This window comes from Vibrio hepatarius, from assembly GCF_043642085.1.
In the GTDB taxonomy this organism is placed as follows: domain Bacteria; phylum Pseudomonadota; class Gammaproteobacteria; order Enterobacterales; family Vibrionaceae; genus Vibrio; species Vibrio hepatarius_C.
In genome coordinates this window covers 56,274-80,772 of record NZ_JBHZSA010000003.1, presented here as the reverse complement: position 1 = coordinate 80,772, position 24,499 = coordinate 56,274, and the positions used below count along the sequence as shown (strand labels likewise).

Below are 24,499 nucleotides of genomic sequence, written 5' to 3'. Positions count from 1 at the left end.
GTTAGCTCTAACGTTGCTTCACCATGTATGCCGGGTGGGTTTTTAATACAATCATCATATTCTCCTAAGCTATTGGAATTAGTTTGCGTAGCAATAATAGCAAAAGAGGTGAGCGTTTGCCCACCTCCTTGTATTGTTTAGTGATGATGCTTCATTCCGCTCATCACTTTCTTGATTGGTGCGGTAAAGGTCTGCTTTTGACCATTAGCAAAAGTGATTTGTACATCGATTTCTTCGCCTTCAACCAGTGGCTTTTTCAGGTCAAATAGCATGATGTGCAGGCTACCAGGTTTGAGCTCGACACTACCTTTTGCTGGGATTTTGATGCGTTCAACTTGGCGCATTTTCATCACATCGCCTTCTTTAAGCACATCATGCAGCTCGACTTTGCCAGCGGCATCTGTTGATGCAGATACGATATAACGAGCATTCTCACTGCGGTTCATTATCTCAGCAAAAACAGCGCTCGTTGCTGCATTAGGTGGGGTTGCACGTGCATAGGCGTGGTGCGCCATGATATCCATCTTCGCTTGTGCAAGTGGGCTTAATGCTAGCGTGGCTAAAATTAGGGCTTTAAGTTTCATTGTAACTAACCTTTTGAAGTAATAGTTTTAAAGGCTTCAACCAATGGGGCTGGAGTCAAAGTATGTGGCACTTTAGTGATTAACGTGCCATCTGGTTTTAGGAAGTAGAAATACGAACTATGGTCGAGCGTGTATTTTAGTTCCGAGTTTTCTAATTCGGTTTTGCGAAAGATAACGCCGTATTTGTGCGCCAGCGGAGTGGTAACATCCAGCGGTGCAGACAAGCCTTCAATCATAGGGTGAAAGTACTGCGCATATTTATAGGAGTCCGCAGCGGCATCGCGCTCAGGATCGAGCGAAATAAAAATAGGGCGAAACTGAGCTTTGGTCGCTTGATCGACTTGGTTGAGTGCGCCTGCTAGCATCGCTAAAGAGGTTGGACAAACATCGGGGCAGCGAGTAAAGCCGAAGTAAACCACGCGAATACGTTCGTCACTAGGATCAAACAGCGATACCGCTTGGTTATTTTCACCAAAAAGAGTCACGGAAGAGTCTTCGCTAGCTGGCGTCGTTTCGTTTTGAAGATCTAGGTAGCTTTTCAGTCCGAATCCAAGCGCAAAGGCTGCGATTAAGATAAGAGTCCAGTTTTTACTCATCTTTCCATCCTTATAGATGTTTTAAGTGTTTCTGCACCATCGGTGATTGTGCCATACCAAGTCATGGCTTCAGTTGTGCATACAGGAAGAATCACCTGTCCAGAGAATTTGCCATTGCTGTTTTTATCGAGTTTGAAGACAACTTTACCCATATCCATTTCGTAACCTTGCAAGGAAATCAACAATTGTTCGCTAGAACTTTCTGGCCAGTCGACTTCAACAACGGTTGGGACCAGTGGTTGGCTGGTGTCTTTGTCCGCTTGCACAGTCTTTGCACCTTGCGTGCAAGATTGGGTGGTAATCAAACAATACTCTTCGAGAGAAATCTTGTCGTTTTTGGTATTGATCCAGTGCAGGATATCACTGGCAAAAAAGCCACCACCGAGCGCGATAACGATTAAAAGCAGTTTAGCTACAGAAGGCATGTTATTCATTCCATGATTGTATCCGGCGCAATGCTAGCATACGCTATGGGAAGCAATGGCTTAGGGGATTAAAACTGTGCTGAGCATCAACTAGAGCGTATCGCTTGTCGGCTTTTTCTTAATACCATAGATGGCATGGTCGAGAATTCGCTCGCCAATTTTTTCTTGGTTGGTCAGTATGCCTTCTAACGTCATGCCTACTCGCTCTGCCACACGGCGGCTCGGTTGGTTATCTACGGCGGCTGAGAGTTGCACCTTCACCATACCGAGATCATTAAATGCTTTATTGATTAAGTGATTGACGATACGGGTAACGATACCTTTACCTTGGTGACGTTGAGAGAGCCAATAGCCGACTTCGGCACTGAGAGTATCGTAGTTAATGGTATTAAAGCTGCAGTTTCCGACAATCTCTCCATGATAGACGATTGCGCAGGTCATTGACTTTCCTTCGGCGTATTCGTGTAGTACGCGCTGAATAAAGTGACGGAAGTCTTGTTCGCTTTGACAGTGGGTAGGCCAAGCGAGCCATTTCGACAAATAGTCAACTTGCTCGCACACCAGTGAAGCATATTGATGAGCGAATGATTCTTGGACTAACGCGAGCGAAAGTTCATCGTCTATTTTTTCAGTGAACATATGGCTTCCTCTACAGTTTTAAACACTAAACGTAACAAACTCTAACAGTGATGGCCATAACGTATTGTTGTATAAATGCTTTATTTCTGGCACGAAAAAAATGTCTCACGCTGCATAAGTCACAATTCTGTTAATAACCATTAATAATCTATGGTCTATGGAGGCCTCTTTCGTATACCCTTAAATGCATAATAATTATTTATATAACAACAAAAACGTGAGTATGGAATTTCCCAAGGAAGATGTATGTGTCGATATGCATCGCGTGCTGTTTGAAATCGCTTATGCTCTGGATGCCGTCGGTTACGATGAAATCTATCATGGCCACCGAGTCGCTTACATAGCCTATAGCTGTGCTATGCGAATGGGGTGGAGCGAGGAGAAAGCGCATAAAGCGTTTGCATTAGGTTTAATCCACGATTGCGGCGTATCAGAAAATAGTGAGCTCGATGTTTTACTCACCTCATTTATCCCACAAGAGACTCAGCGCCACTGCATTAAAGGCTATGAACTGCTTCAGGCGTGTGAGCCTTTAAATCATTTCGCTATCCCTATTCTTTATCATCATACTGATTGGCGGCAGCTTTCAGAGATTCCAGATATTAGCGATGATGATAAGCAACTCTCAGCGCTGATCTTTTTAGCCGATCGAGTTGATTACCTACAGTGCTCTCGTCCTTATGATTCGTATGGCAATGTGACTTCAGAAAGCAAAAGATATATTGCTGCTGAGTTGTCTGCGAATGCTGGCACTATATTCAATCCGTCCATCGTTGAATCGATGAATGAGCTGCTGACTTGTGATGATTTTTGGTTTTCTATGGAGCTACGGCACATAGAAAATTTATCGTCTCAATTTGTTCATGCGTTCGCTAATCGATCGCAAACTGGGCTGGAGGAATCGATTTGTGTCGCCGAGTTGTTTGCTCAAATCGTTGATGCAAAAAGCTCATTTACTTATCAGCACTCGAATCACGTGGCGCGTTTGGCAGAGTATTTAGCGGGTAAGCTTGGTTACTCTCCTCAAACTTGTCGGATGCTCTATCTCGCCGGACTTATTCACGATATTGGCAAACTAAAGACACCAAGTAGCATTCTACACAAGCCTGATCAGTTAACCGACGATGAGTATTGCTGTATTAAGCGTCATGCCACGGATTCTCGTCATGCGTTAGAGAACATGTTTAAAGATTCTTTAGTGATTGACTGGGCTGCAAATCATCATGAGCGTCTTGATGGTTCGGGTTATCCATTAGGCTTGACGGCCAAGCAACTTGACGGTCCGAGTCGTTTGGTTGCGGTGACTGACGTGTTCCAAGCATTAACTCAGTCGAGGCCGTATCGAGCAGGGCTATCTCTTGAGAAAACCTTACGTATTCTTGAAGAATTAGTCGACGATGGAAAGTTAGATAGGCAGGTATTTGACTGTATCTCGGCCAATCGAGAAGTTTGCTATCGAATCTCAACTGGCTGTGAGTATTTAGCAGAGCCAGCGTAGCGAATACGCTGGCCCTTTATAGTCATTACTTACTATTGATATAAGCTTTGAACTTCGCTTGTGTCTCAGCGTCCGCTTTTTCATACCAAAAATGCAGCATTTCTTCAGCTGTGGTGTTTGCTGCTTTGCCATCTGCTGGCAGAGTAGCAGGTAAGGTTACAGGAACAACCGCTGCTGTTGAAACGGCAGCAATACCACCTTTACGGTTGTATTCTGCAAGCTCAATTTGGTGATTACGTCCAATTTGCATGCCATCTTTGACTAACTTGTCCTGTTTAACGGAGATGGATTGGCCGCTTTTATCCTTCAGATTCCATTCTAAGTTACGAATTTTCTTCGAACCATCGTGCTCATTACGGTAGGTAGGAAGTTCAAATTCCAATTCACTGTTTGTCGCGGTAAACGTGCCGATGATTGGGTCACTCTCTAGGATGATGCGATCTTTACCCTGATCAAAGTAAGGGTTGTAGGTGAACAGAATTTGGTTTTTACCATCTGGTAGGGTAAGAGTCTTTGTCGCCGAGAAAAAACCGCCAGAAAGTTCTGGTTGTGCGTCGTTGGCAACTAACACTTCAACAGTGTCAGGGATTTCAATAGTAACAGCAGCAGTAGTAAAGCCACTAAAGCCTAGCGCAGCCATAGCAAGTAGTGTTGTTTTAATTTTCATTTTGAGTTTCCTAATAAACAGGCACTTAACCCAGAGAGAGTGCCTAGCTTAAAGAGTCTTTGCAATATTCAAATGTAAGAAGTTGGAAAAATTCATCAATTTTTCATAACTGCTCTTATTACTCACGATGGTGATTTAGTGCATTTAGCAAGGTTTCGCCTAATTCGAACCGGTGATCAACTAAAGTTAAAGGGAGTCAATCATTAAGGAGATGAGTGATGAAACGTATTCCAGAACCCTTTCGAATCAAAATGGTTGAACCGATTAAAATGACAACTTGGGACGACCGAGTGGAAGCACTCAATCAAGCGGGACTGAACCCATTTTTACTGCGTAGTGATGATGTCTACATTGACCTTCTTACTGACTCAGGCACGGGAGCCATGAGCGATAATCAATGGGCGGGCTTGATGATGGGTGATGAGTCCTACGCTGGGAGTCGCAACTACTACAATTTGTGCGCGGCAGTTGAGCACTTTTTTGGCTATAAGTTAACCGTGCCGGCTCACCAAGGCAGAGGAGCGGAACAGATACTTTTCCCTGCGCTTATCGAACGTATGCAAACAGTCCGTGGTGGTAAAGATCCCATATTTATCTCCAATTATCATTTCGATACAACTGCAGGTCATATTGAACTCAATGGCGGTAAGGCAATTAACGTCGTAGATAAGCATGCTTTTGATACGACAACGCCTTATGACTGGAAGGGTAACTTTGACTTAGAGCTGCTTGAATCTACGATTGCCAAGTATGGGGCAGAAAACATCTGCGCGATTATCACGACTGTCACTTGTAACAGCTCAGGAGGCCAGCCTGTCTCAATGGCCAATATGCGCGCGGCGTATGAAATCGCGAGTAAAAACGATATTCCGGTTGTGATTGATTCCGCTCGTTATTGTGAGAATGCTTACTTCATTAAGCAGCGTGAAGCGGGGTATCAAAACAAATCCATTTTAGAGATCATCCGCGAAATGTACCAATATGGTGACATGCTAACTATGTCTGCTAAGAAAGACCCATTGGTTAATATCGGCGGGTTATGTTGCATTCGCGATCACGAGGAGTTGTTTCAAGCGGTACGTATTCGATGCGTGCCAATGGAAGGCTTTGTCACTTATGGCGGTATGGCGGGGCGTGATATGGAGGCTTTAGCCCGTGGTCTCTATGAGGGGGCAGATGAAGACTACCTTCATTATCGAATTAGCCAAGTGGAGTATTTGGGTGAACGCTTGCGAGAGGGAGGGGTTCCAATCCAGTACCCAACCGGTGGTCACGCCGTTTTTGTCGATGCAGCGAAAGTCCTGCCTCATATTCCTGCTCAAGAGTTTCCGGGGCAAGTGCTATGTAACGCGCTCTACCTTGAAGCGGGCATTAGAGCAGTAGAAATTGGTTCACTACTGTTAGGTCGTGATCCTGAAACAGGAGAGCAAAAGGAATCAGAGCTTGAATTGATGCGCTTAACCATTCCGCGCCGCGTTTATACCAATGATCATATGGACTATATTGCTGATGCGATTATTGCGCTTAACCAACGTGCTCATGCACTAAAAGGCTTAACTTTTGACTATGAGCCTCCCGTTCTGCGCCACTTTACCGCTCGTTTCAAATCTAAGTAGTGCCGCTAGCAACACTGTTACGGCGGCGGTTGTAACAGTGTTCTATTTTGTTAACTCCATTCCAAATAGCCAGACCACCTGCCTAAGTGACAGATTTATCTAAATTATTCTACCAATGTCAGGATTTATAAAATTTGACTCAACATTCAAGTTGCAATGTAACATTTTGATAACCTCCAACTGTTTTTTGACCTTGCCTCGTAATTAGTTTTTATTTTTTTCATCTAAAAAAAAAGTCTCTTAAATACTGAAAGGGATGTTTTCGTGCGTCGAAAGCAGACTTAGCCCCAACGTTAGGGCAAACATTCAAGGAATGAGAGAAATAGGTATGAATCGTATGAATTTATGCGCTGCCAGTATTGCACTTGCAGTATCAAGCGCAGCGATAGCCGCTCCGACAGCACCGAGTGTTGATGTATATGGATCGAACAATCTGCAGTTTTCTAAGATTGAACTCGCCATGGAAACAACCTCTGGTTACAACCAAATGGTTAAGTATCACGAAGAAGCTGGTATCACCATCAAGTTCAACCAATGGAGTGGTACGACAGGCGACACTTACAAAATCTACTTTGATGGTACACAAGTGGCAACCGGCCCAATCAGTGGTAGTCAAACGGATGCGACATTTAAATATGGCAAAGGTGGTTTGTACCAAATGACCATCGAAGCGTGTGATGCGACGGGTTGTAGCACCAGTGCTCCGGTTGAAGTGACAGTAGCGGATACTGACGGGTCACATTTAAAACCACTGACGATGAACATCGACCCGAACAACAAATCTTACAACACAGATCCTAATACCGTTGTAGGTACATATTTCGTTGAGTGGGGTATCTATGGCCGTGAGTACACGGTAGACAACCTACCAGCCGACAACCTAACTCATATTCTATATGGCTTCATTCCAATCTGTGGTCCTAACGAATCGGTTAAGTCTGTTGGTGGCAATAGCTACAACGCATTGATGACAGCCTGTCAGGGCGTGCCAGATTACGAAGTTGTTATCCATGATCCGTGGGCTGCTTACCAGAAGAGCTTCCCGCAAGCTGGGCATGAATATAGCTCTCCAATCAAAGGTAACTACGCGATGCTTATGGCACTTAAGCAGCGTAACCCTGATCTAAAAATTATCCCTTCAATTGGTGGCTGGACACTTTCTGACCCCTTCTTTGATTTCACTACCAAAGCGAACCGAGATACTTTTGTTGCGTCAGTTAAGCGATTCCTAACGACGTGGAAGTTCTACGATGGTGTGGATATTGACTGGGAATTCCCAGGTGGCGGAGGCGCGGCGGCTAATCTAGGTGATCCGGTAAACGATGGCCCTGCGTACATTGCACTGATGCAAGAGTTAAGAGCGATGCTTGATGACTTAGAAGCGTCAACAGGTCGTACTTATGAGCTAACGTCTGCAATTGGCGTTGGTCACGATAAGATCGAAGATGTTGATTACGCTGATGCAGTTCAGTACATGGATTACATCTTTGCCATGACATACGATTTCTATGGTGGTTGGAACAATGTAGTGGGTCACCAAACAGCGTTGTACTGTGGCAGCTTTATGCGCCCAGGTCAGTGTGACGGTACTGGTGTAGATGAAAATGGTGAAGCGTACAAAGGACCTGCCTACACATCTGACAACGGTATCCAATTACTGCTAGCACAAGGTGTTCCTGCAAGTAAGCTTGTTCTTGGTGCTGCCATGTATGGCCGTGGTTGGGAAGGCGTGATGCCAGAAACACTATCAGATCCAACTGATCCTATGACTGGTGTTGGTAACGGTAAGCTGAAAGGTTCTACTGCACAAGGTGTGTGGGAAGACGGTGTTATTGATTACAAAGGCATTAAGTCATTCATGTTGGGTGACAACAGCCAAGGTATCAATGGTTTCCAATACGGCTATGACGCGCAAGCTGAGGCTCCTTGGGTATGGAACCCGACTACAGGTCAGCTAATTACGTTTGATGATGACCGCTCAGTGAAAGCAAAGGGCGCGTATGTACGTAACCTAGGTTTAGCGGGTCTATTCTCATGGGAAATTGATGCTGATAACGGTGACATCCTAAATTCGATGCATGAAGGTCTGGCTGGTGGTCCACCACTAAACCGTGATCCAGCCGCGAATGCGGGTGCTGATGTGACAGTTGTTGGTCCGGCGAGCGTTAGCCTTGATGGTAGTGCTTCAAGTGATTCCGATGGCACAATCGCAAGCTATCAATGGGCGCAAGTTTCTGGAACTCCAGTAACACTAAGTTCAGCAAGCAGCGCTGTGGCAAGCTTTGATGTAGCAGAAGTCGCTCAAGTTGAAACGCTAAGCTTTAAGCTGACTGTAACAGACAACGAAGGCGCGACATCAACTGACACTGTGGTTGTTACGGTTAACCCTAAAGACCTACCACCAGTAAATGAAGCGCCAGTTGCTTCAGTGACTGCACCAGCTAACGTAAATGCAGGTGATGTGGTTGTTGTTGATGCTTCTGCTTCAACTGATGCTGATAACGATGTCCTAACTTACACATGGAACCTTCCTGCAGGTCTTACTGCTACGGTTGATGGCGCAACAGTAAGTTTTGTTGCTGCTGAATATACTCAAGATACTTCGCTAGCCTTCACTGTAACTGTAAGTGATGGACAAGCTGAATCTTCTGCATCGACTACAGTGGTTGTCGCGAAGACATCTACTGGCGGTGAGCTGTGTGACAACTTGTGGCAATCAGGTTCGGTGTATAACGGTGGTGCACAAGTTTCTTGGGCTGGAAAAGTTTGGGAAGCGAAGTGGTGGACCCAAGGTGATGATCCAGCGCAGTCAGGTGAATGGGGCGTTTGGAAAGAAGTTGGCGTAGCGAACTGCGCGACTAACTAATAACCTTATATTCCTAACCAAATAGAAAAAGCCATTCGAGGTAACTCGAATGGCTTTATTTTTTGAAGTAGGAAATCGCAGATTAGTTTACCGCTCTCACTTTACCTTGTTTAAGGTTGTTGAGAACATCGGCTTTAGGGCCATCTGCAATAACGCAACCTTTCTCCATAACGATGACTCTGTCTACCACATCCAGCATTGACGTTTTGTGGGTAATTAGAATCAAAGTTTCACTCTGCTTTAGTTGAGCCAGTTGCTGTTTAATGTGCATTTCTGAACGGTTATCCATCGCACTCGTCGGCTCATCCATTAACAGGACCGGTGGACGGCCTAAAAGAGCACGAGCAATGGTTACTGCTTGACGTTGACCACCAGAAAGCAACATACCGCCTTCACCGACTTGGCGCTCTAAGCCTGCAGGATCTTGCTGGGTAAATACTGTCACACCAGCACGGTTTGCGGCATCAAGTACGTCGCGGTCATCCGTTAGTGGACGCCCGAGAGTGATGTTGTCACGGATGCTGCCATAGAACAGTTGGCTGTCTTGCGGTACACAGCCAATGTTACGGCGAATATCGATATGATGGAGTTGGTCGATGTCAGTATCGTCGATCCTAACATGGCCTTCTGTTGGCTTATAAAGACCCATAATCAGGCGTTCAAGTGTGGTTTTACCCGAACCAATACGACCAATGATAGCGACTTTTTCTCCAGGGTTAATCGTAATGCTTAAATCGCGAACAGATGCAATTGGCGAGTCAGGGTAGTGGAAAGTCACCTTCTCTAACTCAATTTTGCCGTGAATAATTGGTCGGTGAATATAGCGCTTACCTTCTTCTTGCTCATCAGGCATTTGCATCACTTGCTCAATAATAGTCATAGACGACTTGGCTTGATTGTATCGTGTCGAAAGCAATGAAAGTTGAACCATTGGGCCGATGGCGCGGCCGCTAAGCATGGTAGCCGCGATGAGCCCACCCATAGTTAGGTCACCTTCTGAAATCAAATATACGCCAAGTATAATCATGCCCACATTTGATGCTTGTTGAACAAAGCCTGCAGTATTTTGGATACCGTCGGTGATGCGGCGACTCTTGATGTTCCAGTTTGCCATGTGCGCAACTGCCTCTTCCCAGCGGAACTGGAACTGGCTTTGAGCACCAAACAACTTAACGGTTTCTAGGCCAGAAAGGCTCTCGATTAAGTTAGCGTACTTTTGTGAAGCAAGGCGAGAGCCCTCTTCTATGGTGTGACGTAATGGCCCTTGTATTAGCAGTGAATAGATGATCAGAATCACTACACCTACGATTGGCACGATCACTAGGTTACCGGCCATCAACCAGATCAGGACGAGGAACAGAATCGCAAACGGAAGATCAATCAATGAGCCAATCGTTGCTGAGGTGAAGAACTCACGAATCGACTCAAACTCCTGAAGGTGGCGAGCGAAAGCACCAACCGATGCAGGTCTAGCCTCCATTCGAATGCCTAGTACCTTACTAAAGAGTTTGGATGATATTAGGATATCGGACTTTTTACCTGCGACATCAATAAAGTAACTGCGCATCAGCTTGAGTGTTAGGTCAAACAAGAAGATCACGAAGATACCACTGGCGAGTACCCATAGAGTCTCAAACGCTAAGTTAGGTACAACCTTATCGTAGACCAAGCGCGTAAACATCGGTGCAGCGACGGCGAACAAGTTGATAAGAATCGAAGCGATGAGTACATCACGATAAATGCGTTTTGACTGCCAAATAGTGCCCCAAAACCAGTGACCCTCGCGAGTCTTGAGAACTTCTGGTGAGCGCTCATCATAACGAAACTGTTTTTTTACTAGGAAGTAGCGACCAATATAGAGTTGATTGAGTTCCTCAATACTGATTGAAATCGGAACAAGTCCTGACTCTCCAGTAACGATCTCTGCTTCGGTTTTCTCTTCGTTGAAGCTGTTTAGCACACATGCTTCGCCGTTTTTCAAGATAAGAACAACGGGTAGCACTAACTGAGAGATCTCTAGTAATGATGAGCGATTTTCTTTCGCCACCAAGCCTGCGCGCTCTGCGGCGCGCGGAAATAGAAACGGGGTTAGCTTGCCATCTGAGAGTGGCAAGCCATTAATAAGCGCTTCTGGTGAATTCGCTAAACCATAGTATCGACTAACGTAGATAAGAGAGTTTAATAGCGGGTCCTGCATGCTATACCTATATAGTTGTTATTTATCTACGATGAAGCCTTGGAAGACGTCAATGAAATGCTCAGACAAGAAATCTAACTGAGTCTGAGTTTCAACACGAGATGCAATAGTTTTAATCCCTAAGTTATGGGCGGTACGAGAAATCGACGTTAGAGTGAATTTCTGTTTCTCATCATCTAGATGGTGAGTGTACAGGTAGTCTAACTTAACATACGCAGGGCGGAACTCGTTAATGTAGTCAAGAGACTGGAAGTTACGACCATAGTTATCAACGCCAAAATCTGAGCCTGCATTTCTCACCGCATTACAGAAAAGGGCTGTATGGTGTGGTGAGTTAATAAAGCAGTTTTCAGGGATCTCGAAATGGAGCAACGAAGCGACAGAACTATGCTTATTAAGTAACTGAGTCACCCAACGAATAAAGCTAGGCTGAGAAATACTGCTCTGAGCGATGTTAATCGCAACTGGCTCTTTAAATTCCCCTGACTCTAGGCGTTTTACGATGGCTTCAATCACGTATTCATCAAATAGGTGGCTGGCATTAAGTTGTTCTAGAGCGAATAAGTATTGGTTGGCACTGTAACGTTCACCATCTTTTTCAATCGCAGAGAAAACTTCGCGGTGATATGGTTGGCCCCAGCTATTATTCGCTGATTGGAAACGGAAACTAAACCAGTCATTACTGATGGCTTCTTCCACCAAGTTTTTCCATTGTTGTTTACCCATTAGACTATCGTTGGTTTCGCCTGTCACGTAGCCATATGTCATTTCAGGGTTGGATTTAGCTGTTGCTAGGGCATTATCCAACATGGTGAGTAATGAGGTAGAGTTGGTTGAGGCTTTGTTGTAAACCACACCAAGCGCTAGGTTTGATGTTGCCATACCAGTTGGGTCTGCATTGATATCTTGCACGTAGGTAACGATACTTTCTGCAACTAGCTTAAGTTCGGAATCTTCCATGTTAGGTAGAATAAAGCCAAACTCTTCAGTAGAAATACGCGCCAGCGTTACATTCGGAGAAGTCAGCGACACTTTCAAGTGATCAGCTAATTCGCGAACCATACCGTCACCAGCCTCGTAGCCTTTGTCATCATACAGTTCACGGATAAAGCTAGCTTCGAGAATCGCAACGCCACCAATACCGCCTTCGCCAATCCACGAGTTAAGTTGACTCATGTAGTAAGCGCGGTTACCAAGTTGAGATACAGGGTCGATGTAGGCGCGCTCACGTAATTGCTGGGCTTCTTTAGCTTGGGCTTTGAAGGATTTTTCTAACTGAGCTGACATACTGTTGATGCCATCAACCACGTAGATAAGGTCTTGAGTTGCTGGGCGAGGTAACGGATCGCCAAATTGGTTACGAGCCACTTGTTCCATCTTATCAACAATGAGCTGTAGTGGACGCAGAGCACGTTTAAGAATGAATGAGATAGAAAACAAGCCAATCAGCATGATTAAACAAAACGCAATGACGAGACGTTCAAATGCAAGCCATAACTGGGTGTAGGCATCCCCAGGGTGACTGACGATTTCAACTTCGGCAAGTTGCATCCATCCGCTGGTTACAACGCGTCGATCATGGATCTTTTCAAATAGGTTTAGTCGAGTGAACCACTTCGGCACGTTATTAGGCTTGATAGGGTAGGAGCGCAGAATCTCGTCCCCTGTATCTAGGAAAATTAAACGAACAATCGAGTAGCTACTGCCATCAAACAGCGCGTTGATTACCGACTCAACGGCGACTTGGTCCTTATTTTCAAGGTAAGGCGCAAGCGCTAAACCAACGGTGTTAATAGTGTTGTTCACTTCAGAGCGTTGCTGTTGAATGAGGTTGCTTCTAGTGGTATTGAACTCAATGATAAACACTGAGATCAATAGCATCAAAATAACCGCAATCATTCCCGCGACAAGTTGTTTATATAGAGTCATATTGCCTACTCATCATAATTAATTTTTGGTTTGTTTAACTTAAGCGATTTCTCGCGGGCACGGAGGTCATTCCATAGACTTAATCTTGATGACTTCCCTGCCAGTTGTCCATTTTTAGACTTCATCAGCCAAAGGTTTTTACCGTTAAAACTGTATATCGGTAATAAATCTCGTCGAGCTGATGCCTTCTTAATTTGAGGATTAATGTTATCTAATAGTATCGGCTCTGCACTCGGTTTTGAGTAGTAAGCCAGTACCATGTGAAACTGATTGAGCTCGATGGCTTTAACATAGACCAGACGAAGTTTTCGATCTGAAACACCGAGTTCAAGTAGGGAAAAGTATTTGGCAATGGTGAAATCTTCACAGTCACCAGCATTACTGCCTAAAAACTCGAGAGGTGTTGCCCAGTAGTCGTTCTTTCCCCACAGCTTGATATCGTTAACAAAGTAAAGCTGGTTAAAGAAATTGTTCACTTTGGTTAGCTTGTCTCGCTCGGAAAGTGATTTGTACTGAGACATTTCATTTCGCCAAGTTTGCACGCGTTTGCCCGCACGATCGCCATACGTTCGTTTTACTGCGTCTACCCATCGCTGCTCTTGAGTGTTGAGGGCGAATGACGCAGTAGATGAAAGTAACAGCAGTGAAAGTGCTATTACCGGCGTTAGCCAGTGGCGCCGTCTCACGCGAGCTGTTCCTTGGCTACAAATCGTTGTGACATGGTCATGAACGCTATTCCTTTAATGCATTGTTTTGAGCACTGAGGATTGGTTTAAGTAGGTACTCTAAGATAGTACGTTTACCTGTAATGATATCCACAGATGCTGTCATACCCGGAATAATGGGTAATGAGTTATCTTTGTCTAAACTGGTTTCTTTTGTTCTTACACGGACTAAGTAGAAACTGTTCCCTTCTTCATCCGTCGTTGTATCCGCGCTGATGTGTTCAAGTGTGCCTTCTAGGCCACCGTATTTAGTGAAGTCATAGGCACTGAATTTAACGACTGTGTGTAAGTCTGGGCGCAGGAATGCAATGTCTTGTGGGGCGATCTTAGCCTCAACTAACAGAGTGTCTTCACTTGGAACGATTTCAACAATATCCATTCCTGGTTGAATAACGCCACCAACCGTATTGACGTTAAGTGTCTTAACAGTACCCGTGACAGGAGATGTCACTATGGTACGGTTAACTCGGTCTTCTAATCCTACGGTTGACTCAGTCAAAGAGGATAGTTTGTCCTGTGCTTGGTTCAGTTTTTCTTGCTGCTCAGAACGGAACTTCTGCGCAGTGTCGATACGGCTAAGCATGGACTCGCGTATTGCTGATTCGAGTACCGGCCTTTTTAGTTCACTGGATGTGAGCTCACGGCGGGTATCGTTGACCTGTCGCTGCAATTTAAGCAGTTCGATTCTCGGCACGATTCCCTCTTCAGCAAGAGGGCGAGTGATCTCTAGCTCTTTTCTCGCGAAGTTATAGCCATCTCTTAAGTTACGCACGCGAGCTTTGATCTCAACGAGATCTTGTTGCTTCTGCTTTACTTGCTGGTCAATAAGCGAAATTTGGTTACGCAGTTTGTTCAAATCTTGACGGTATTCTGCGCGCTGACGTGCGACCAGATTTGGTTGCTGTTCATCAAGTACAGGCGGAAAAGCAAGCTTGTTAAAGTTAAGCTTTACGTTGTTTTGCCAATTGCTTTCATCAAAATCTTCGTTGATTTCAACACTGGTAAGGGAAGCGGATAGCTGCAAAACGCTAGCGGTAAGGTTAGCCACTTGTTGCTCGCGCTCACGATAGTCAGAGCGGAAACGCGTATCATCGATAAGCAGTAGTTGCTGACCTTTGGTTACATTTTGGCCTTCTCGCACGAGTATTTCTTTAACTAAACCGCCTTCTAGGTTCTGTACCACCTGAATTTGAGAAGAGGGAACGACCTTTCCTTGTCCGACGGTTACTTTGTCGATTTCAGCCCATGACGCCCATACGCCAGCGAGAATGAAAAATAACACCATTACCCATAGCATAATGCGTGCACTATTAGGGGTATTGAGTAGTAATGCGGCAGTTTTATCATCGACATATTCCAACTCATTGGGAGTTAGTTTGTCATAACTGCTTTTGCTCATGGGTGTTCCTCGAAAATTGGCTTTATTTTATTGATTTTATTACTCATCTAACAAAATGTTAAGGATTTGCTGTAAGAATAGCAGGGTTAGATGATATATCCTCATATTTTTATCCTTGTCAGTTATTAAATGGCCGACAAATATGTAACTGAACTTGAGTTCTTTTGATTAAGAGCGCACAATCTTCAAAAAAATTTCGCTGAGGAGAAATAAAAGATGGAGCTTGAAGATATTCGTCGTGAATACACCAAAAGTGGCTTGCGAAGAAAAGACTTATTGGCTGATCCAATTGCACAGTTTGACTTGTGGTTAAAACAGGCGATCGAAGCGAAGATGACAGACCCTACAGCCATGACTGTTGCGACAGTAGATGCTACGGGCCAACCATACCAGCGTATCGTGTTGCTAAAAGATGTCGATAAACAGGGTTTTGTCTTTTATACCAATTTAGGCAGCCGTAAAGCGCAGCAAATTGAAGGTAACGCGAAAGTAAGCCTGCATTTCCCTTGGCATCCTCTTGAGCGACAAGTCCATATTACGGGTATTGCAGAGAAGTTATCTGCTGTGGAAAATATGAAGTATTTTTCTTCTCGCCCTAAGGCCAGCCAACTTGCGGCAATTGCCAGTAAGCAAAGTAGCCGAATCTCTGCAAGAGGCGTTCTGGAAGGGAAGTTTTTAGAGCTTAAGCAGAAATTTGAAAAAGGTGAGATTCCAGTACCAAGCTTTTGGGGTGGCTACCGTATCCGACCTGAAAGCATTGAATTTTGGCAAGGTGGTGAACACCGCCTGCATGACCGCTTCTTATTTTCTAGAGAGCAAGATGAATGGCATATTGACCGTTTAGCTCCATAAAAAAACGCCGCTGAATTCAGCGGCGTTTTTGTTTTTGTAAGGGGAGTTATGGAAACAAGTTCCTTCACTCGCCCTTATTGAATGTCTCTAACCACTCTAAAGCCTAAATAGTTAGCTGCAGAAGAGCGTGATAGGAAAAGCTGTTTATCTGCCGCTGCCATATCGGGCGAGAAGTTCCATGCACCGCCTTTAGCAATGCCTTGCGGATTGCTCGTCCATTGCCAAACGTTACCTACGCCATCATAAATACCGAGCTGATTAGGTTTAAAGGCGCTGACAGGTGAAGTGCTCGTATTCGACCAAGGCGTGCCACTCCAGCCCGTGTTCGCTTCGCCTGGTGTGAAATCGTTACCCCACCAATATTTAGTTATGCTTCCTGCACGTACAGCAATTTCCCATTCGTCTTCAGTTGGTAGACGGTAAGGTGCGCCTGTTTGCTTGCGTAACCAGTTGGTGTAGGCCTTAGCGTCATTCTGGCTCACACAAACGACAGGGGAGTTCGGGTACTGCTTAAAGCCAGGGTCACGCCAATGGCTATTCTCAACAGGAGTCACTTCACCTTTGATTAACGCGGTACACGTGTTTTTCAGTTCAGCATCGGTTTGGTAATCCGTTTGTTCAACGAAGCTTGCAAACTGACTCACCGTAACTGGTGTAACGCCAAAGCCGAAAGCATGATCAAGGTGAACTTGATTCGATGCATTCTCACCAATGTAGTAAGTGCCATTTAAGATTGCGACTAACTGCGGGCCTTTGCCTAGGGCTTTCATGCCGTCGGCAAACTTATCTCCAGCATTGAGAGGGTTTGATTTCTCAATTAGGTTAGCGCGTAATGACGAGTCTGTTTTTACCGTAACGGGCTTATTGAAGGTTTTGTAGCCTTCCTTTTGCACCATTACGTTATGGATCCCGATAGGGAGCATTACTTCAACGGGTGTACTTCCGTAGCTAACGCCGTCAATAGTGACACTATCACCGTAGACATTGGAACGAATGGCCAGAGTTACCCATGCGATTTCTTGTTCGAATTGAGGCTCAGTATCGAAAATGCCAGGCTCAAAACAGTGTTGAGTATCAACACCAAGCAGATCACACGCTGTCTTTGCACTTGGACGAGCCTCGAGTTCAACGTCCATGAGTGTACGGTAACGTTCGCCGTCATAGAAACCGCTGCTTGTTGTGGTGTGTTTGACGATATGAATATTCAGAGAGGCATCGTGAATATTACGTTCAACTACACGTGGCTCTGAAACTCGGTTTACCAATTCGCTACGATATTGCTTAACCGCTTTTTGCAGCGCTAGCGCTTGAGTTTGTTTATCACACTGAGCGAGGGTTAGCGAAGAGTCACAACGGTTAGTAAAGCTGATTGAAAGCTGCTGAGGTTGTTTGAGTTCTTCTCTAAGCTGCTCAACACGAGCATGGGTTTTATCATTTTGTAAATCAGCGATTGCCTTGGTGATTGCATCAACTTCACGCTGTTGAGAATCATAGTTGGCTTGAGTTTCTGTTAGCGATTGTTCTGCTGCAAGACGAGCTTTTTGATTCTGTTTTACACCAGACCACGCTTCCTGATAGCTCTTTTGTGCTCGAATGATGTCTGCACTTGGGTCAGTTTCGAGTTTGTCGTAGGTATCTTCAAGATAGGATTTAGCTTTTGAGAACGTCTTATCTAGAGTTCGAGTCTCTCTTTCTAGAGCGTTGAGCTGGTCAGATTTTTCGTCAACGACGCTTTGTTGTTCTTTTAATGCCTTTTGAGCGTTACGTAGCTCATCGTGCTTGGAGAACAATTGGTCATCGATAGCAGTGATCGACATGGGTGCTTCTTCCGCGATTGCTAAAGGCGAAAGTAAACATGGAGATAATGCTAACAAAAGGGCAGATAAACCTAGGCGCATTGATTTTCTTCTACATCTTCTTACTGATTAATCGGTACATTCTAAACGAAAACGCCACTTTGTCTTAAGTTATCGTTAACTAACTTAAGATAAAGTGGCGTTTTTAGCTCATCTTTGTGAAACCGGTTGATATTTCAACGGTTAGCCACTTGGACGTAGCTTAACCCAAACTGTATCGTTTGACGTTACAGTAATGGTGCGGTTGTATGTTTGGTAACCGTTTTTAGATACTGTGACTTGGTGTTTACCACGTGGTAAAACAACCTCTACCGGTGTGCTGCCGTAGTTAATACCGTTTATAACGACGTTATCTTCGTATTGGTCAGAACGAACCGTAACGTTTACCCAGTTTTTATCTTGCTTCTTAGTCGTTGCTGCATCGCTGCCTTTTAGACAGTAGCGTGTTGAGACATTAAGTAGCTTACACGCTGCAGACGCTTCAGGACGAGCTTGAAGCTGAGATTGCATTTGTGTGAAGTAGCTGTTGTTGCCTTCAAATCCTGAACGAATCACTTGGCTCTCTTGAACGTGAACGTTCAGTTGAACGCCTTTTGCATTTTGCTTGGCAATGTTCGATTCAGTTAAGTTGTCCATTAACTTCGCTTTAAACGCTTTTACCGCTTTTTGCTTGGTTAAGTACTGACCTTGGCTAGTACATTCACCTAACGTCATTGTCGCTGAACAAGTCGTTTTATAGCTTGTTTCTAGGACATCACTTTCACGTAGCTCAGCTTCTAATCGTTTAACGCGCGCTTCAACTTTTTGCTCTTTAAGGTAAGAGTATTCGCTGTTTAGGCGAGTTTGCTTCTGCTTAACTTGCGATAGACGCATTTTGCTTTCTGTCATCGCTTGTTGATTCTCAAGCATTTCAGACTGATTTTCTTTTACTTCAGACCAAGCGTCTTGATAAGCCTTTTGGAAAGAGACTAAATCAATGTCTGGATCATCTAAAAGACGACCATACTGCTTATCCAATGCAGATTTGGTGCGATTACGTTTAGCGTTTAGCTCTTGCTCACTGCGTTTTAGTTTACTGTTTTCGTTTTGAAGCTGCTGCAGACGGTCGGCTTCAGAGTCATACTCTGACGCCATAGTGCTGATTTCCGCTTCTTTATTTTCTAATTTATTTTCGATTTCAGCGACTGGATCTGCTTGAACAGATTCTTCTGCGAAAGTCGAAGTAGTAACCCAAACCGGGCTTAGCGCAAGCAAAAGCGCTGGAATGCGACGTGTGATCATAATTCCCTGCAAACTATATGACGTTTAAATTACTTGTAAAAATTTAACTAAGTGCACATATCCATCGTATGCACGTTTAGCAAAGGGAAAAGACAAACTTTTGACACTCCCTGTCTTCAGTGCCTCAAAAGGGTCTATTTTTTCCATTCTTCTCATATTAACAATGAGAGTTTGTACGGCTAAGACTATCTGATCTAAAGATAAATCTTACATAGCTATACTGATTCTGTTGCCCAATGACGAAATATGCAAGTAAAGAATGGAGATCGAGATTAAGTTAAGTGAATAGAAGTGACATAAGCCGTAATTTATGTGCGCTTGATCATTCTTCCCAGTATCAAAATGATGACTTTTTCAACACTTCGGTTCGAAGTTGCATAAGAGATTTCACGCAAGGTTAGCGGTAAATGGCCGCTGATTTGTTGCTGAATTTCGAGTTACTTCACTTTTGGTATAACATGGCTATATCTACGACTTTATTAATTGTGTTCCGTTATGTCACCTTCGCCAAAATCACTGAATGAGCAAAAAACTGCCAAAGAATTGTCGCCTCGTCCGGCTCAATTAGTGACGTTGCCATCTTATATGGAATGCCATGACCATAATTACACTCAAGTTGTGATCGGTTTAAAGGGGCAGGCTGAGTTTGAAGTTAGTGGCTATGGCAATTTAGTCGGGCCAGGTCAGGGGTGTGTTGTGACTTCAGGCAGTGGTCATGCATTTGGGGGCGTGGTTGGTCAGTCGGATATATTGGTACTTAACATGCCGTTAGCGACGTCTGATGACCCTTTAATGCTTCAGCGCCTTAACGAACTGAATCAGAAAGAAACCTATTTTCAGCTCGATGGTCAGATTCAAAAGCTGATTCAAATGTTAGTGGCGGAAATGCAGTCTAGTCCGGATGATTTGCTGCTGAGTCGAGCTTGTAACGATACGGTGGTGGCGTTGCTACAGCGTCATATGTCTGCTTTTGAGGCGGTGCGTAAGGAGTCGCGTTTCGATCTTGAGGCGATTGACCGTTATATAGAGCAACACTTGAGTCAGAAAATTTCGGTGACTCAGCTCGCGGGGAGCATTTTCTTAGGTGAAAGCCAGTTCCATTCTCTATTTAAAGATCAAATGGGTATTACCCCTCATCAGTATGTATTAGGTAAGCGTATTGATATGGCTAAGAACCTTATCGAGCAAGGTAATCTCACTTTAGGTCAGGTCGCTGAGTTCACGGGTTTCTCCGGACAAAGCGCCTTTACTCATACTTTCTCCCGCCTCCAAGGAATGTCTCCCTCTCAATATAAGAAACAATTCGGTTAAATTCTATAACGTTAACCATATAATATATTGCCTATTTGAGTGTGACTCTGTTTTTGTTTTGTTAATAATCAGAGTTTTTAGCAAAAAACTCGGAGTTTTTGACAAGTAATCTTCTCGAGCTCAAAATACACTGCAAGCCATTGTAGAAACCTGAAATGATTTCAGGTGTGAGATTGAGGAAAACGCATGTTTACAGCGACTGATGTGTTGAACGCTGAGTTTGTTGAGCAGCCGCTTAATAAACTTTGGTCGTTGATCTCGCCACTTTATATGGTGGACGAATCACAATGGCTTGAGCAACTTCTGCCACTAGCCGTACCTACCGAAGAAGAAAAAGTTCAGATAGCGGATAAAACCACTCGCTTAATCGAAGCCATTCGAGCGGACAAAAAATCAATCCAAATGATTGATGCCTTGCTACTCGAATACAGCTTGGATACCCAAGAAGGTATTTTGCTGATGTGTTTGGCAGAAGCGTTAATGCGCATCCCAGACTCTGCAACGGCAGATGCTCTTATTCGTGACAAACTGACGGTAGCCGACTGGAAATCACACCTGAAAAATTCTGACTCTGTGTTTGTTAACGCTTCGACTTGGGGACTGATGCTGACAGGTAAAGTGGTGGGCTTGTCTGAAAATGAATCTCAAAGTCCTGCTAGTGCAGTGAATCGCTTAGTCAATAAGATGTCTGAGCCAGTGATTCGTAAAGCGATGCACCAAGCCATGAAGGTAATGGGTCACCAATTTGTATTGGGTCGTAGCATTGCTGAAGCGCAAAAAAACGGTCGCGCGATGCGTGATAAAGGTTTCACCTATTCATACGATATGCTAGGTGAAGCAGCGCTAACCACGGCAGATGCAAACAAGTACTTCAAAGATTACTTGATGGCCATTGAAGCGGTAGGCCGAGATGATTACGCTCAAGATAAGAGTCCTGCACCTTCGGTGTCTATTAAGCTGTCTGCACTTCACCCTCGCTATGAAGTCGCCAATGAACAACGCGTACTGACTGAGCTATACGATACATTGCAACAGCTTCTGCGCCGAGCGGTAGAGCTAGATGTCGCGATTACCATCGATGCGGAAGAAGCTGACCGTTTAGAGCTCTCTTTGAAGTTGTTTGAGAAGGTATATCGCAGTGAACTTGTTCAAGGCTGGGGTAAGTTTGGTCTAGTAGTTCAAGCCTATTCAAAACGCGCATTACCTGTTTTGGTTTGGCTGAATGGTTTAGCCAAACAGCAGGGCGATATGATCCCTCTACGTCTAGTAAAAGGTGCGTACTGGGATAGCGAAATTAAGTGGTCACAACAAGCTGGCTACAGCGATTATCCCGTTTACACTCGTAAAGAAGCCACCGATGTTTCTTATCTTGCCTGTGCTCGTTTCCTACTGAGTGAAAATGTGCGCGGTAATATCTTCCCTCAGTTTGCAAGCCACAACGCTCAGACTGTAACCTCGATTGCTGTGATGGCTGCCCATAAAGAATTCGAGTTCCAACGCTTACATGGAATGGGTGACTCACTGTACAACCATGCAATGGAAGCGTACCAGCAATCTGTTCGTATCTATGCGCCGGTTGGTAGCCATAAAGACTTGTTGCCATACCTTGTGCGTCGCCTTCTGGAAAATGGTGCGAACAGTTCGTTTGTTCACCGCTTGGTCGATGCTCGTTGTCCGGTAGAAACGCTAACTGAGCATCCGGTCGACATGCTCAATGCGTTTGATACGTTTAACAACACGCAGATACCGCTACCTCCTGCGGTTTTCGCTGAGCGTAAGAACTCGGTTGGTGTCAACGTAGACATCGAAAGTGAAGCAAAGCCATTTGAACACGAAGTGGAGAGCTTCCTCGATAAAGAATGGACCGCAGGCCCTATCATTAATGGTCAGTTCCACGCCGAAAGCATGATCAAGGCAAACTTGAATGTTGAGCCAGTAACAGCGCCTTATGATCGCCGCATCAATGTCGGTCAGGTAGTTTTTTCAACCCTTGATCATGTTTCCGAGGCGATTGAAGGTGCAGATGCCGCTTTTGCTGATTGGAGCAACACGCCATCACAGGTTCGCGCCGAAAAACTTGAGGTTTTAGCTGACCTTCTTGAAGAGCACTTAGCTGAGTTGGTTGCTTTGTGTCACCAAGAAGCGGGTAAGACGATTCATGACAGCATCGACGAAGTACGTGAAGCCGTCGATTTCTGTCGTTACTACGCAAAACAAGTGGATGCACTCGGCCAATTGCAAGTTACAGGCTTTGATGGCCAGCAGCGTAATGTGTCACGTCAGGGGCGCGGCGTGTTTGTATGTATTAGCCCGTGGAACTTCCCACTGGCAATTTTCTTAGGTCAAGTAACAGCAGCGCTCGTTGCGGGTAATACTGTTGTGGCAAAACCTGCTGAGCAAACGACCCTGATTGCGGCGCGCGCTGTTGAATTGATGTTAGATGCTGGCTTCCCAGCAGGTAGCATTCAGTTACTTACTGGGCGTGGCGCAGAAATTGGCTCGGCATTGACCTCTCACCCTGCCATTGCTGGTGTGGCCTTCACAGGTTCTACTGCGACAGCTCAACGAATCAATCAAACCTTAGCAGAGCGTGACGCAGCGCCTGTACCGTTTATTGCTGAAACCGGTGGCCAGAACGCGATGATCGTTGATAGTACTGCTTTGCCAGAGCAAGTGGTACGTGATGTTATTCGCTCTGCATTTGCATCTGCAGGTCAGCGTTGTAGTGCACTGCGTGTGCTGTATGTACAAGAAGACATTGCAGATCGCATTGTTGCTTTGATTCAAGGTGCAATGCAGGAGCTGAGCGTTGGCAAACCTTACCTCCATTCAACGGATGTTGGGCCAGTCATTGATGCTACTGCAAAAGCGAAGTTATCAGCGCATATTGAGTCGATGACGAGCAGCGAGAAAAAAGTGGCTCAGTTAGTTCTAACAGAAGAGCATGCAAATGGGGATTTTGTTGCACCAACAGCGTTTGAAATCCGCGATATTTCATGCCTTAAAGAAGAGCAGTTTGGCCCGATCCTCCATATCGTACGATTTAAGGCAAGTGAGTTGACGCAAATCGTTGAGCAAATAAACCACACAGGTTTTGGCTTAACGATGGGCATTCATAGCCGTAATGAAACGACTTATCGCTGGATCGAAAAGCACGCTCGAGTAGGTAATTGCTATATCAACCGTGACCAAGTTGGTGCGGTGGTCGGTGTGCAGCCATTTGGTGGGCAAGGACTTTCTGGAACAGGACCGAAAGCAGGTGGTCCTCATTATTTATACCGTTTTACTCAAATGCAGTTTTCTTAATTAGTGAGCAAGGAGAAATAGTATGGTTCATCAAGTAACACGTTTTTCTGATGCTTTCTCAGCGTGGGAAAACTGGAATCTAACCAATTTTGATTCTAAGAGTGAGTGTTTGCTCGCTTTTAAACAGGCCTTACAGCAAGTAGAGCCTGAGTTAGCTTCTGTTGTTTCTTATCATATTGAGCAAGCGTCAGCGCTGCTAGCGGAAAAGCATCAATTGATTGGTCCAACTGGGGAAACTAACGAACTATACACCGCAGGACGTGGTGTTGCTCTAGTGATTCAAGACAGCTCTCAAGAACAAACTACATACGCTGTTATGGCTCAGCTAACGGCTGCGCTTATCTCAGGTAATAGCGTCATCTTGTGCAGTGATGATACAGAGTTTAGCCAAGTATTGGAGTCTGCGTACGTGCAGTCTTCACTTCCTACCAACTTAGTACAGTTTGCTGCTTTAGATGCTTACCATCAGCTTCTCGATTCAGATGTACGCAGTGTGGGTTATGTAGGTAACCCTGAGGTTGAAAGGAGTATCAACCGACAATTGGCAAAACGTTCAGGCGCGATCGTTAACTTAACGTCTGAAACGGATCTTGTTGGCATACCTGTCGCTCACGATCCACATTTAGTGCTTAGGTTCATTACCGAACGTACTAGAACTATAAATATAACAGCAGTGGGTGGTAATGCGACCTTGTTAGAACTTGGCGCTGAAACTCACTAATCTTCAATGATTTGCCCTCGCAAGAGGGCAT

18 protein-coding genes are annotated in these 24,499 nt (G+C 44.8%); 7 read left to right on the top strand and 11 right to left on the bottom strand.

Annotation, left to right across the window (positions count from 1 at the left end; genetic code table 11):
- Positions 1–137: 137 nt before the first annotated feature.
- The 4 genes from ACHUFZ_RS06535 to ACHUFZ_RS06520 all read right to left on the bottom strand — a co-directional run bounded on the left by ACHUFZ_RS06535 (position 138) and on the right by ACHUFZ_RS06520 (position 2,244).
- Positions 138–584: a copper chaperone PCu(A)C gene (locus ACHUFZ_RS06535; RefSeq protein WP_394126434.1), complete on the bottom strand. Its 447-nt coding sequence runs from the start codon at positions 582–584 to the stop codon at positions 138–140.
- Between the two features lie 5 nt (positions 585–589).
- Positions 590–1,180 (bottom strand): SCO family protein, encoded by a 591-nt coding sequence (locus tag ACHUFZ_RS06530; protein ID WP_394126433.1) that lies wholly within the window; start codon positions 1,178–1,180, stop codon positions 590–592.
- On the bottom strand, positions 1,177–1,605 hold the full coding sequence (locus ACHUFZ_RS06525; RefSeq protein ID WP_394126432.1) for a hypothetical protein: 429 nt from the start codon (positions 1,603–1,605) through the stop codon (positions 1,177–1,179). The genes ACHUFZ_RS06530 and ACHUFZ_RS06525 overlap by 4 nt, the downstream gene beginning before the upstream one ends.
- Before the next feature lie 90 nt (positions 1,606–1,695).
- Positions 1,696–2,244, bottom strand: coding sequence for a GNAT family N-acetyltransferase (locus ACHUFZ_RS06520; RefSeq protein WP_394126431.1), 549 nt, complete (start codon positions 2,242–2,244; stop codon positions 1,696–1,698).
- 223 nt (positions 2,245–2,467) lie between these two features.
- Between ACHUFZ_RS06520 and ACHUFZ_RS06515 the strand changes: the two genes are divergently transcribed.
- Positions 2,468–3,742, top strand: coding sequence for an HD-GYP domain-containing protein (locus ACHUFZ_RS06515; protein WP_134834061.1), 1,275 nt, complete (start codon positions 2,468–2,470; stop codon positions 3,740–3,742).
- Positions 3,743–3,767: 25 nt separating this feature from the next.
- Here the strand turns inward: ACHUFZ_RS06515 and ACHUFZ_RS06510 are convergent, their stop codons facing one another.
- Positions 3,768–4,409: a DUF2057 family protein gene (locus ACHUFZ_RS06510; RefSeq protein ID WP_394126430.1), complete on the bottom strand. Its 642-nt coding sequence runs from the start codon at positions 4,407–4,409 to the stop codon at positions 3,768–3,770.
- A gap of 218 nt (positions 4,410–4,627) precedes the next feature.
- Here ACHUFZ_RS06510 and ACHUFZ_RS06505 point away from each other — a divergent pair, with 218 nt between their 5' ends.
- Together ACHUFZ_RS06505 and ACHUFZ_RS06500 are read left to right on the top strand one after the other, a co-directional pair.
- Positions 4,628–6,025, top strand: coding sequence for a tryptophanase (locus ACHUFZ_RS06505; RefSeq protein ID WP_394126429.1), 1,398 nt, complete (start codon positions 4,628–4,630; stop codon positions 6,023–6,025).
- Between the two features lie 328 nt (positions 6,026–6,353).
- Positions 6,354–8,891 carry a glycosyl hydrolase family 18 protein gene (locus tag ACHUFZ_RS06500; RefSeq protein WP_394126428.1) on the top strand — a complete coding sequence of 846 codons (2,538 nt, stop codon included), beginning with the start codon at positions 6,354–6,356 and terminating at the stop codon, positions 8,889–8,891.
- Between the two features lie 82 nt (positions 8,892–8,973).
- Here ACHUFZ_RS06500 and ACHUFZ_RS06495 read toward each other — a convergent pair whose 3' ends face one another.
- From ACHUFZ_RS06495 to ACHUFZ_RS06480, 4 genes are read right to left on the bottom strand one after another with little or no spacing between them, the layout of a single operon-like run.
- Positions 8,974–11,088, bottom strand: a complete 2,115-nt coding sequence (locus tag ACHUFZ_RS06495) for a type I secretion system permease/ATPase (protein WP_394126427.1) — start codon at positions 11,086–11,088, stop codon at positions 8,974–8,976.
- Between the two features lie 18 nt (positions 11,089–11,106).
- The gene (locus ACHUFZ_RS06490) at positions 11,107–13,017 is read right to left on the bottom strand and encodes a bifunctional diguanylate cyclase/phosphodiesterase (protein ID WP_394126426.1); all 1,911 of its coding nucleotides are present in this window, start codon (positions 13,015–13,017) and stop codon (positions 11,107–11,109) included.
- Between the two features lie 5 nt (positions 13,018–13,022).
- On the bottom strand, positions 13,023–13,703 hold the full coding sequence (locus ACHUFZ_RS06485; protein ID WP_394126425.1) for a transglutaminase-like cysteine peptidase: 681 nt from the start codon (positions 13,701–13,703) through the stop codon (positions 13,023–13,025).
- A 46-nt stretch (positions 13,704–13,749) separates the two neighbouring features.
- The gene (locus ACHUFZ_RS06480; protein ID WP_394126424.1) at positions 13,750–15,141 is read right to left on the bottom strand and encodes an HlyD family type I secretion periplasmic adaptor subunit; all 1,392 of its coding nucleotides are present in this window, start codon (positions 15,139–15,141) and stop codon (positions 13,750–13,752) included.
- 216 nt (positions 15,142–15,357) lie between these two features.
- Here ACHUFZ_RS06480 and pdxH point away from each other — a divergent pair, with 216 nt between their 5' ends.
- Positions 15,358–15,993, top strand: coding sequence for a pyridoxamine 5'-phosphate oxidase (pdxH, locus tag ACHUFZ_RS06475; RefSeq protein ID WP_134834069.1), 636 nt, complete (start codon positions 15,358–15,360; stop codon positions 15,991–15,993).
- Between the two features lie 74 nt (positions 15,994–16,067).
- Here the strand turns inward: pdxH and ACHUFZ_RS06470 are convergent, their stop codons facing one another.
- Both ACHUFZ_RS06470 and ACHUFZ_RS06465 read right to left on the bottom strand, forming a co-directional pair.
- On the bottom strand, positions 16,068–17,891 hold the full coding sequence (locus ACHUFZ_RS06470; protein ID WP_394126423.1) for an SUMF1/EgtB/PvdO family nonheme iron enzyme: 1,824 nt from the start codon (positions 17,889–17,891) through the stop codon (positions 16,068–16,070).
- Between the two features lie 141 nt (positions 17,892–18,032).
- Positions 18,033–19,130, bottom strand: coding sequence for a PEGA domain-containing protein (locus tag ACHUFZ_RS06465; RefSeq protein ID WP_394126422.1), 1,098 nt, complete (start codon positions 19,128–19,130; stop codon positions 18,033–18,035).
- A 495-nt stretch (positions 19,131–19,625) separates the two neighbouring features.
- On the opposite strand from ACHUFZ_RS06465, the gene ACHUFZ_RS06460 reads away from it, so the two are divergent.
- The 3 genes from ACHUFZ_RS06460 (at position 19,626) to ACHUFZ_RS06450 (ending at position 24,468) form a co-directional block, all read left to right on the top strand.
- On the top strand, positions 19,626–20,441 hold the full coding sequence (locus ACHUFZ_RS06460; protein ID WP_134834072.1) for an AraC family transcriptional regulator: 816 nt from the start codon (positions 19,626–19,628) through the stop codon (positions 20,439–20,441).
- Positions 20,442–20,627: 186 nt separating this feature from the next.
- Positions 20,628–23,747, top strand: a complete 3,120-nt coding sequence (gene putA, locus ACHUFZ_RS06455; protein ID WP_394126421.1) for a bifunctional proline dehydrogenase/L-glutamate gamma-semialdehyde dehydrogenase PutA — start codon at positions 20,628–20,630, stop codon at positions 23,745–23,747.
- Positions 23,748–23,769: 22 nt separating this feature from the next.
- Positions 23,770–24,468, top strand: coding sequence for a 1-pyrroline-5-carboxylate dehydrogenase (locus ACHUFZ_RS06450; protein WP_394126420.1), 699 nt, complete (start codon positions 23,770–23,772; stop codon positions 24,466–24,468).
- Positions 24,469–24,499 lie beyond the last annotated feature (31 nt).